Genomic DNA, 9337 nt, shown 5'->3' with positions numbered 1-9337 from the left:
CATGGCCTGTGGGACGCCATCGGCCGCATCATCGATCTCTACTCGCCGCAGGAGTGCGCCAATTACTTCGCTAGCGCCGGGTACGATGCAGAATGATCGGAAAACGCTCTAGAATGACTACCGCACCAGGAACGTCCGCGCGGCTGCAAGAAATTGGCATTGCCGCAAACGAGCCAGCGGCCGCACAATTTCCCGGCATGTCAACGCAGACGGGGCGCTGGATGCAGACAAACGTTCGGTTTAAGGTTGAGAGCGGGCAAATGACTACTCAGCTGGGCCGAGGTGCGGGCATTGATATTTTTAACGAAAACTTACTTGGCTTCCAGCGTGTACCAAAGTAATACGTGGATTTGGTAAGATGAATGATATGAAGTATTCGATGAAGAGTGTCTTCGAGCTCGCCGATGAGCTTCGCGCGAATCCAGCGCGGGTTGAGCTAACTCAAGCCCTCACCCTTAATGCGAGCAAGCCTAGCATGGGCCTTAAGGGGTCGATGGGGCTATTTGGTTCACCGGAGTGGTGGGAACACATCGGCTCCGGCATGATGCCGTCGAAGCGATTCTCTGGCGTAATCGAAAGAGCCTACTACGCGGGGCAAGGTGGAACCGGTCCCAATAACATGGTCGATATAATTACCGACGAGGGGCGCCCGGAATCGATTGGGATATACGTGAACAATCCCGCGGATGTGCAATTGTTCAAGATAGGTCACCGAGTAGAGATCGTTTACGCTCTCGATGAACTTAAGCAGCAACCTGGCCCGGACGGAGAAGTAAACTACTCAAAGGTTGCTGTAAAAATGGCGGTTTCGACGCAGCCTGTAAAGTAAATTTACCGCAGAGAGTGGAGGCATGTGCGGGCTCGGAGCCAGCCCATCCGCCATAGCGGCGGCGGTACGACGGGCTATGGCACGGACGCCGACAAGGACTATGCCGACAGCTATACCTGTCCCTTCCGAAAACCAGACTATCGCTATGTTCTGCGGTATCGTCGGTGTAGTCCACCGAGAATTGGCCGTGAAGCGATGGGGCCACGGTGCTCGACGGGCCGCGAATTGGGGGAATCCTTGGACAGCGTCGGATAGGTGCGATCTTCATTTTGCAATGTAGGATTTCGCCTGCTGCAATCGAACGCGGCCGCTCGCGACCGCCGCTCTTTGAACTCGGTACAACGCCCTGTCGCCCGCGCACGAAAGTTTCCGCACCGCGCAACTTTATGAGCAAATCCGCGGGAAAAGTGCGAAATTAAGTCCGCGAGATCCTACAACCGATACCGCTGCCGCAGGCACCAGGCTCGCCGGCGCGATCACCATGGTCTCGCTCCACAACGCCTTCGGCGAGGTCGCAAGCGAGGTCGACGCGCGAGGCTGCTCGCGCAGGCCTCCCCCCAAGATAATCGAAAGCGCGGACCGAATGCACGGCCCGATCGTTTTAACGCGCCGTCAACCGGCCTCGGGATAGAGTCGGGACAAACAGGAGATGTCGCACATGAAGCATTTTTCCGGAGCAATGCGCCACGCGGCCTGCCTTGCGCTCGCAGCGGCGGCCGTCGTGGGAAGCGCTGCCTCCGCCCAGTCGGGCCGGGACGGCTATACCCTCGCGGTTTCGGGGGAGGCTCCCATGGTTTGCCGGGCCACCCTCGACAACGGGATGCTTCCCGCGTCGGGAAGCGAGATCGCGCTCGGAACCCTGGCGGAGTTCTGCAACAGCCCCAACGGCTATCGGGTCTATGTGAATTCTTCGCCCGAGCTCGCCGGTGCCACGCTGGTGGTGGACGGCAAGGCAGTGACGCTCGCGGGGCACGGCCCCACGCTCGTCTCGTCCTCGTCGCACCCCGCGGCCGTATCGCGCAACGTGACGCTGCGCCTGCCGCGGGCACAGGCGAACGGCACGCTTTCGTTCCACGCGACGCCGCTCTGATCCCCCGGGCGCCTGCCCCTAGGGGCAGGTCGTCCCCGGTGTCGTCGCCGCCAGCGGCGATACGGTGATCGTCAATATATCCTGGTAGTTGGGCGCCGGGGTCTTGGTCTGACCGCCCTCCAGCAACGAGACGTCCAGCGGCAGCAATATGCCCTGGTTCGGCGGCGATCCGGTCAGCCCGGCGCGCATGCAGATGCGCGTGATCGAAGAGGGATCGCCCGGATCGCGCGTCTGGCCGAGCATCGTCGCGGAATAGCGAAGCGACTGGTTCGAGACTGCGGGATTGCCGCCGGGGAAGGTCATCCGATAGCCGTTCTGCGAGGCGACCTCGATCGAATAGGGGCCCGAGCTCGCCACCCGGACATAGCCGGTGCGCTCGATCGGCGTGGCCGCGACATCGGCATCGGTCTTGTCGCCCACCTCGCCGAAATCGAGCGGGGGGCCGGCATAGCTGGCCTGGAGCGCGCTCAGCACGTTGACGTCGATGTGGATCGCGCTGACCAGCTTGGACGGCGTCACGACATCGGCCATGCCGCCCGTGCCGTTGCACACATAGAGGATATCGAAATCGATCGGCCTCCCCGCGGAGAGATCGACATTGGCCGGAACGGTCACCACCAGATTGAACGGCGTGGACTGGTCCGGCTGCGAGGCGCCGCCGAAATTATAATAGATCTCGCCCGACGATTGCGAGTTGATCGTCGGATGCCCCATCGTGTTGCCCTCGGTATAGAGGATGCTGCTCCCGTTGTAGAGGATCTGATAATTGGGCGACCCGACGGGCATGGTCAGCACGAAGTTGACCGTCTGCGTCTTGGCGGCCCCGGTGCCGAAGCGCGTCAGGACCAGCGGGATGGTGACCTGGGTGAGGCCGGTCGGCGAAAAGGGATCATAGGTGATCGTGGGCGAGGCCAGCGCCTGGCCAGACACCCCGCACGTCCCCTTGTCGGCGGCGAGCGCCGGCGCCGCGACGGCGGCGGAGAGCAGCCCGCAGAGAGCTGCGAGCAATCTGACCCGGGTGTTCACGGCTTCTTCTCCTCGTTCGATCCGGGAGCCAGTTCGCCCAGCTTGATCACGCCCTCGGCGTCCTTCGCGATCTCGATGACGAAGCTGCTCTTTTCGGGGTCGCGCATGTCGATCCGCCAGCGCCCCGGCGCGAGGCCGGTGGCCGCGAACCGGCCCTCCTTGTTGGTGAATATGTCGACCGGCTTGCGCTCGGGATGCGCGAGCTCGGTCGCGGTGCCGGTCACCAGCGCGACCGGATCGCCGTTGCGATCGATCATCTTGCCGATCGCGGTCACGTTGTAACCCGAGCCGACTTCCAGCCGGTAGCCGCTGCGATAGGGCGGGAAGAGGCGATAGCTGCCCTGCCCCAGGTCATAGCCGGCCGGCGCCGCGGGCGCGTCGACCTGGACGGTGCGCTCGGCATAGGAGCTGAGGCTAGGCTGCAAGGCCGTGCCGAGCGCCCCCGTCGAGGCGGTGTGGCCGAATTGCGAGGGGTCGACCAGGACGTTCGCGCCCTTCAGGCTCTTGTGCCCCTTCACCACCGCGAAGCTGTCGTAGATCGGCCGGCCGATGGTGACCGCGCCGTCGGCGACCGCGATCGCGGTGCCGAACCGGAACGAGGTCCGCTGGCCGGTCGAACGGCCGAAATCGTCGCTGAACGCGCCGAAATGGCTGAAGCCCAGGTCCGCGCGATTGCTGACATAGTTGCCGGCGAGATTGACGCCGGTCCCGAACCGGTCGCGCTCGATGTCGGCCGCGATGTTGTAGGAGCCGACGCCCTGGCCGTGGATCGTGGTGTAGGAAAGCCGCGCGCGCTCGTTGCGCGTATCATAGTCCGCGCGCAGGCTCGAATAGCGGCCGAGGCGCAACGTCAGCGAGACGAGCCCGCCCAGTCCCGAGCGGCGGTTGTCGCGCTCGTACCGCAGGTCGCCGGTCGCGCTCAGCCGGTCGCTGATCCGCCAGCCCATCGTGCCGCGCACATTGTATAGGTCGCGCTGGCCGTCGCGTCCGCGCGAATAGCGTCCGTCGATGCCGCCATAGAGATTGGCGTTGAAGCTGTGCGAATAGCCGCCGCCGGCCTCCCAGGCGAAGGGGTTGCCCGGCACGACCGTCCCGGCGGGGCCGAAGTTGCGGCTGCGGCTCTCGAAGAAGGCCGTGATCGAATCCGACTGGCCGCCCCGGCGCTGGATCAGGCGCTGGAACGTCGCCAGCACCGCGCGGCCATTGCCGACGCCATCGATGTGCGAGAAGGAGGCGCTGCCCGAAAAGGTGCCCAGCCGCGTGCCCCAAACCGCCTCGACGCCGCCCATCTGATTGTCGCCGTCGGCCTGGATGTTGGCGCCCAGGGTAAGCGCGTCGCTCACGCCGTGGCGGAAGAAGCCGGTGATCGCCGGCTTGCCGGTATAGCGGCGGCCATGCGCCGCGAGCGGCGCCAGCACGCCCGCATAGACGCCGAATTCGCTCAACCCCGACGCGAGCTGCGACTGATCGAGGAACACGTTGAAGCGCAGATTCTCGGTCCGGCCGGCATCGTCGATGATCGACAGCCGAACATCGTTCGCGCCCTGCGTGAAGGGGAAGTCGCGCAGATTGTAGGTGCCCGCCGCGAGCTGGAGCTGACGGACCAGCTCGCCATTGACGAAGACCTGGACCGTGGACGGGCGCGCGAGCTGGAAGCTGCGATCCCCGCGCGGCCGCACGATCTCCTGCGGCTGGAGCACGCTGTACGAGCGGAAGACCGACAGGCCGGCGATGTCCGGCAGCGACTGGAAGCCGCGCACCACCGGCTGGAGGTCACCCAGCGTCCAGCGCATCAGGCGCTTTGGGTCGTCGTAGATCAGCCGCGAGCCGAGACGCTGGAAATCGGTGCCGTCGCCGCCCGGCTGCCAGATCGCCTGCGTCTCCGCCACGGTGCCGAGCACGCGTGCGGCACTGTCGAGGAACAGGACGGGCGCCTGCACGCCCTTTTCGAACCCGTCCCAGAGATAGTCGACCGAGCCCCGGACGTTCAGATAGGCGCTGAAGTCGGCCGGCTGGACGAAGGTGCCGGGACGATCGCGATCGAGCGGGCTCACCATCACCGTGCGCGTGACGCGGCTCGCGCTGTCTATGTCGAGCGCTATCGCCAGATCCTGCGGATCATAGCGGATCTGGATGCCCGAGCCCTGGAACGCCTCCGGGCCGATCACGGCCTTGCCCGCGAAGCTCGCCTGGAGCGTCCGCAGCACGTTCGGATCAAGCACGTTGCCGAGCAGGTCGATCAGGCGCTGCGCCGAGAATTCGAGCGAATCGTCCGGGTTGATGGTGAGGACGATGTCGCCCAGATAGACCGGGCCGTCCTTCGCCGCGACGGTGAGCGTCACCGGCTTTCCGGTCGGGTTGTACCGGACCTGCGGCTCGGCGCCGGTGCCGGCGGGCCGCGGAAGCACGATGTGGCGTTCCTGCGCCTGGGCGGTCTGTGGGGGATCGTTCTCCGACGCATGGGCCGCCGCCGTCATCGCAAGCGTCGCGCAACCGGCGGCGAGCGCGAGGACCCGGCGGCGCCGGGCCCGCTCAGTTTTCGGGGGTGAACTGCGCATCGATCGTGCCCTCGCTGGTGGGTAGCTGGACCGGGACGATCACGCGCCGGGTCTGGCCGGCGCCGACGAGCCCGAAGCCGATGGTCTGCTGGATCTCCGGCCCGGCGAAGGTGCGCCGGAACACTTCCTTGCCGGCACGGTCGCGCTCCACGATCCGCAGGCGCCCCTTGGAGAGATAGCCGTGCGCGGGACTGTCGTTCGCCAGCGTGATCGCGGCGACCGGCCGGCCCTTGTCGTCCCTGGCCACTTCGCTGCCCGTGATCCTGAGTTGCGGCTTGGCGCCGCTCGGGCTCACGCTCACCAGAACCTGGAAGTTGTAGAGGATCTGGATCGCCGACTGGCCCTGGGGCAATTGCACCGGGAGCTGCGCGACGGTGACGTAGTAATGCTTGCTGCGCGCCAGGGCGGGATCGCCGATATATTGCACGCGGAACGACTGGGTCTGGCCGGGCTGGATGATCGCCTGCGGGGGAAAGATCAGCAACTCGCCCGGATCCGTGCCCGTCGCGTGGAGGCCGGCCTCGTCGAAGGTCACCTCCTCGACGCGCAGCTCGACGGGGAGCGGCCGGCTGAAGCTGTTCTCCACGGTGATCGTCTGGCTCATGCCGCGGCCGCTGGTGGAAAGGTCGAGCACCACCGGCTGCACGGTTTCCGCCGTCGCGGGCGCGGCGCAGAGCATCGCCATCGCGAGTGTCGAACCAAGTGCGAAATTGTGAACCCACTGCTTCATGTCCTGTCTCCAAACAATGGCCGCTCCGTCAGCTTGCGACCTGCACCTCGATGATGATTTCGTCGGAATAGGTGCCCGCCACGAGCGGCGCGCCGCCGCCTGCGAGCGTGAACATCACCTCCATCTCGCCCGAGCGCGCCGCGCCGGCGGCGATCATCAGCGGCCCGGCGGCGTCGCTGCTGCGCCGGGCCTGATCGCCGCCCCAGGAGATGCCGAGCTGGTAGGGCAGGAACTGGCGAAAAGGCTCCGACTGCGAGGGGCGAGGTCCCTCGAGCCGGAGCCCTCCGTTCCCGCTCCGGAGAACAACCCGATGCGGGGCGTTGCAGATGACGGGAAGCAGGACGCGGATCTCGGCCGCATGCGGCGTCGCGTCGACGGGATCGGCGAGCTGCTCGATCCGGATCCGTCCCGCGCCGGCCGAAACCGAACGGAAGCTCGCGTTGACGCCGCTGTGATCGGCAGGCGGCCGCATCACGCAGACGGGGGCCGCCTCGCCGATGATTTCGACATGGCTGGCGATCGGTTGGTTCTGGGCGAGCGCGGGGGTTGGAACCGCGGCGAGCGCCAGGAGAAAGAGCGTCCTCATTGCTGTGGCTCCAGGCTGATGCGCAGCGTGTCGCCATAGGTGCCGGCGACGAGCGGCGCGTTTGCGCGCTGGTTGGTGGCGCCGGCGTCGATCTCCAGCCGCAGCCGGAGCGTGCCGGTCGCCGTTCGGTCGACGAAGAGCGTGTCGCCGGCGATGCGGCGGAACCGCGCATCGGCAACGAGCTGCAGGTTCTCCGACGCCCAGCGGACGGTGGCGCGATAGGGAACCGCGTCGCCGAACCCGGCAGGCGCGGCGCTGGTCCGTTCGCTCGTGCGCCACAGGCCGTTGTTCTGGCTCTCCAGCCGCACGCGATGCGGGAAGCTGCACGCCGCCTCGAAGCCGATCTCGGTCGAGGCGGGCTCGGTCGAGAGCGTCTCGGAGTCGACGAGCTGGTCGATCGGCAGCGCGTTGCCGTTGATCCCGCGGAAATTGACCTGCGGCCCTGCCGCCAGTTGCGGCGCGCCGAGCGTGCAGGTGCCCGGAACCTCGCCCGTGACGTCGAGATTGCGCGTCTCGGCATTCGACTGTGCGATCGCCGGCGCCGGCGCGGCCAAGGCGATCAGCAAGGGAGCAAGGCTGCGCATGGCGCGGCTCCTCAATTCACCACCGAGAGCGTCACCGTGATCGCGCCGCGATAGGCGGGATCGGCGACGAGCCGCAGCGCGGCGCCGCCACCGGTGGTGAAGCTGTCGATCGAGAGGGCGATGTCGCCCTGGAAGGCGGTGCCGCGCTCTTGCACGGCGAAGGCGTGGCTGGCGTCCGCCGTGCCGAAGCTAGCCGGCGTGTCGGTCCAGCCGCTGGCGACCGCACGATAGTTCACCGTGTGCGAGAAGCCGGACGGCGGCGTGCCGGGCGCGTTCTGCGCGACCAGCGGCGTGGCCTCCACGGCGATTCGGCTGCGCGTGCTGCAGAAGGCACCGGTCAGCGTCTTGGGCGGAGCCGACAGGTCCGTGCGCAGGAGGCCGGTCGAGGTGTCGGTCAGGATGCCCAGGTCGAAGGCGCCGCCGCCGGCCAGGGTCCCGCCATGGCAGACCGAAGGGACCGTACCGGTGACCGGCACCGTCGCGGGGACTTCGCCCGCGCTCTGCGCCGACGCGGGCTCGCCCGCGGCGGCCAGCGCGAGCACGCTGCCGACGAGTAACCAATTACGAGTACTCATGTTCATCTCCACATCCTAATTAGTTAAAGCCTGGATGCGGCGACCTTGCCTGGCCTGCGCCGCGATCGTGCTCGAGCGGCGCGGCCGGACGCTCAGTCGCCGCCGAAGCTGAAGTTCGGCGCCAGCACGACGATCACCATCCCGCCGTAATTGCCGGCGACGAGCAGTCCGTTGCCCGGCGTCGACGACTGGGAGAGGCTCACGCGGACGTTCCCCGAGAAAAGGCCGACATTCACCGGGCTGCCCGCACCGGGGCTGGCCATGGTGGAACTGTCGGTCGCGCTCGCGCTGTTGGCGACGGCGGTGGCCAGATAGTCGACGCGCGTGTCGAAGCCCGCGACGGGTGCACCGCCATAGTCGAGGTTGAGCAAGGGGTGCGCCTCGACCGTCATCGTAGCGGCGGTGCCGTTGCACCAGCCGACCAGGTCGCGCGTCTGATTGTCGATCCGGCTCGGATCGAGCCTGCCTGCGCCCGCGCCGCTACCGGCCAGCGAGATCTCGCCGAGCGCGATCACCGCCGAAGGCGTGGTGAAGAGGCAGCGGTCGGCGACCGAGCCGTTGACATCGACGGTTCCCGTCGATTGCGCCGCCGCGGGGACGGCGATCAGGGGAAGAGCGAGGGACGCTGCCAAAATCGCTGCACGCATTGGAACCTCCATCAGGTGGGGCGAGAGGGAGGGGAGACGCGAGTCCCTCTCGCCCCGGGGGTGAGCGGAAAGCCGGGGAAGCACTTTCCGCTCGAGGGTCAGGCCGAGGGGCTCACCGTCAGCGAGATGGTCCCGGCGTAGCTTCCGGCCTCCAGCAGGTCGGTGGCGCTGGTGGTGTTGCCGTTCGACACCGTCACGACGATGTTGTTCGCGCCGTTGGCGAGGTGGTCGCCCACCGACGACGCGGTGGGGCCCGCCACGTTCGAAGTGTCGATCGCGGAGGTGTTGCCGCCCGCCGCCTTCGATGCGGTCATCGTCGCGGTATAGTGGACCGTGTTGGTGTAGCCGGAGGTGGGAACCAGCACCGCAGCGTTCACCAGCGGCGCCGCATCGACCGAAATCTGCGGATTGGCGCTCGTGCAGGTGACCGTGAACGAGCGGGTCAGCCCGCCGACGTTCGATGAGAAGCTGCTGTCGACCGTGCCGTTGGCGATCGCCAACTCGCCCAGGTTGATGCTGTCGCTGAGGCCGCCGGCGGAGGTGCACTTGGCCGCGACCGTGCCGCTGAGGTTGACCGTGCCGGACGTGCTTTGCGCCGATGCGGGGATCGCCCAGAGCGCCGAGCCGGCGACCAAGGCTGCGAAAAGAAGCTTTTTCATCGGTTGCTCCATTCTGAAAAGGGATGGTTCAAACTGTGTCGTCGGTGGGGGCC

10 protein-coding genes are annotated in these 9337 nt (G+C 66.8%); 2 read left to right on the top strand and 8 right to left on the bottom strand.

The features are described 5' to 3' along the window. The first annotated feature begins 358 nt into the window (after positions 1–358). Both MT490_RS11745 and MT490_RS11740 read left to right on the top strand, forming a co-directional pair. Positions 359–829: a hypothetical protein gene (locus MT490_RS11745; RefSeq protein ID WP_297387633.1), complete on the top strand. Its 471-nt coding sequence runs from the start codon at positions 359–361 to the stop codon at positions 827–829. A 790-nt stretch (positions 830–1619) separates the two neighbouring features. Next, positions 1620–1919, top strand: coding sequence for a hypothetical protein (locus tag MT490_RS11740; RefSeq protein WP_297387630.1), 300 nt, complete (start codon positions 1620–1622; stop codon positions 1917–1919). Between the two features lie 18 nt (positions 1920–1937). Here the strand turns inward: MT490_RS11740 and MT490_RS11735 are convergent, their stop codons facing one another. The 8 genes from MT490_RS11735 to MT490_RS11700 all read right to left on the bottom strand — a co-directional run bounded on the left by MT490_RS11735 (position 1938) and on the right by MT490_RS11700 (position 9284). Continuing rightward, positions 1938–2945, bottom strand: coding sequence for a hypothetical protein (locus MT490_RS11735; RefSeq protein WP_297387627.1), 1008 nt, complete (start codon positions 2943–2945; stop codon positions 1938–1940). Further along, the gene (locus tag MT490_RS11730) at positions 2942–5422 is read right to left on the bottom strand and encodes a fimbrial biogenesis outer membrane usher protein (RefSeq protein ID WP_297387624.1); all 2481 of its coding nucleotides are present in this window, start codon (positions 5420–5422) and stop codon (positions 2942–2944) included. Before MT490_RS11730 ends, MT490_RS11735 begins: the two co-directional genes overlap by 4 nt. A gap of 55 nt (positions 5423–5477) precedes the next feature. Beyond that, positions 5478–6233: a fimbria/pilus periplasmic chaperone gene (locus MT490_RS11725; RefSeq protein ID WP_297387621.1), complete on the bottom strand. Its 756-nt coding sequence runs from the start codon at positions 6231–6233 to the stop codon at positions 5478–5480. A 28-nt stretch (positions 6234–6261) separates the two neighbouring features. Then, a complete protein-coding gene (locus tag MT490_RS11720) occupies positions 6262–6819 on the bottom strand; it encodes a hypothetical protein (protein WP_297387617.1) in 558 nt (185 codons plus the stop codon). Next, on the bottom strand, positions 6816–7403 hold the full coding sequence (locus MT490_RS11715) for a hypothetical protein (RefSeq protein ID WP_297387614.1): 588 nt from the start codon (positions 7401–7403) through the stop codon (positions 6816–6818). The genes MT490_RS11720 and MT490_RS11715 overlap by 4 nt, the downstream gene beginning before the upstream one ends. An 11-nt stretch (positions 7404–7414) precedes the next feature. Further along, the gene (locus tag MT490_RS11710; protein WP_297387611.1) at positions 7415–7978 is read right to left on the bottom strand and encodes a hypothetical protein; all 564 of its coding nucleotides are present in this window, start codon (positions 7976–7978) and stop codon (positions 7415–7417) included. Between the two features lie 92 nt (positions 7979–8070). After that, complete coding sequence (locus MT490_RS11705) at positions 8071–8625, bottom strand: hypothetical protein (RefSeq protein ID WP_297387609.1); 555 nt, start codon at positions 8623–8625, stop codon at positions 8071–8073. Between the two features lie 98 nt (positions 8626–8723). Continuing rightward, complete coding sequence (locus MT490_RS11700) at positions 8724–9284, bottom strand: hypothetical protein (protein ID WP_297387606.1); 561 nt, start codon at positions 9282–9284, stop codon at positions 8724–8726. Between the last annotated feature and the right edge of the window lie 53 nt (positions 9285–9337).

Origin of the sequence: Sphingomonas sp. (assembly GCF_026460985.1) — a bacterium.
Classification (GTDB): Bacteria; Pseudomonadota; Alphaproteobacteria; order Sphingomonadales; family Sphingomonadaceae; genus Sphingomonas.
This window is presented reverse-complemented; position numbering and strand designations above follow the sequence as displayed.

Excerpts from the sequence above, each read along its gene's own strand:
- MT490_RS11730 (WP_297387624.1), bottom strand. The coding sequence starts at position 5,422 with ATGACGGCGGCGGCCCATGCGTCGGAGAACGATCCCCCACAGACCGCC.
- MT490_RS11710 (WP_297387611.1), bottom strand. The coding sequence starts at position 7,978 with ATGAGTACTCGTAATTGGTTACTCGTCGGCAGCGTGCTCGCGCTGGCC.
- MT490_RS11725 (WP_297387621.1), bottom strand. The coding sequence starts at position 6,233 with ATGAAGCAGTGGGTTCACAATTTCGCACTTGGTTCGACACTCGCGATG.
- MT490_RS11745 (WP_297387633.1), top strand. The coding sequence starts at position 359 with ATGAATGATATGAAGTATTCGATGAAGAGTGTCTTCGAGCTCGCCGAT.
- MT490_RS11700 (WP_297387606.1), bottom strand. The coding sequence starts at position 9,284 with ATGAAAAAGCTTCTTTTCGCAGCCTTGGTCGCCGGCTCGGCGCTCTGG.
- MT490_RS11720 (WP_297387617.1), bottom strand. The coding sequence starts at position 6,819 with ATGAGGACGCTCTTTCTCCTGGCGCTCGCCGCGGTTCCAACCCCCGCG.
- MT490_RS11740 (WP_297387630.1), top strand. The coding sequence starts at position 1,620 with ATGGTTTGCCGGGCCACCCTCGACAACGGGATGCTTCCCGCGTCGGGA.
- MT490_RS11705 (WP_297387609.1), bottom strand. The coding sequence starts at position 8,625 with ATGCGTGCAGCGATTTTGGCAGCGTCCCTCGCTCTTCCCCTGATCGCC.
- MT490_RS11715 (WP_297387614.1), bottom strand. The coding sequence starts at position 7,403 with ATGCGCAGCCTTGCTCCCTTGCTGATCGCCTTGGCCGCGCCGGCGCCG.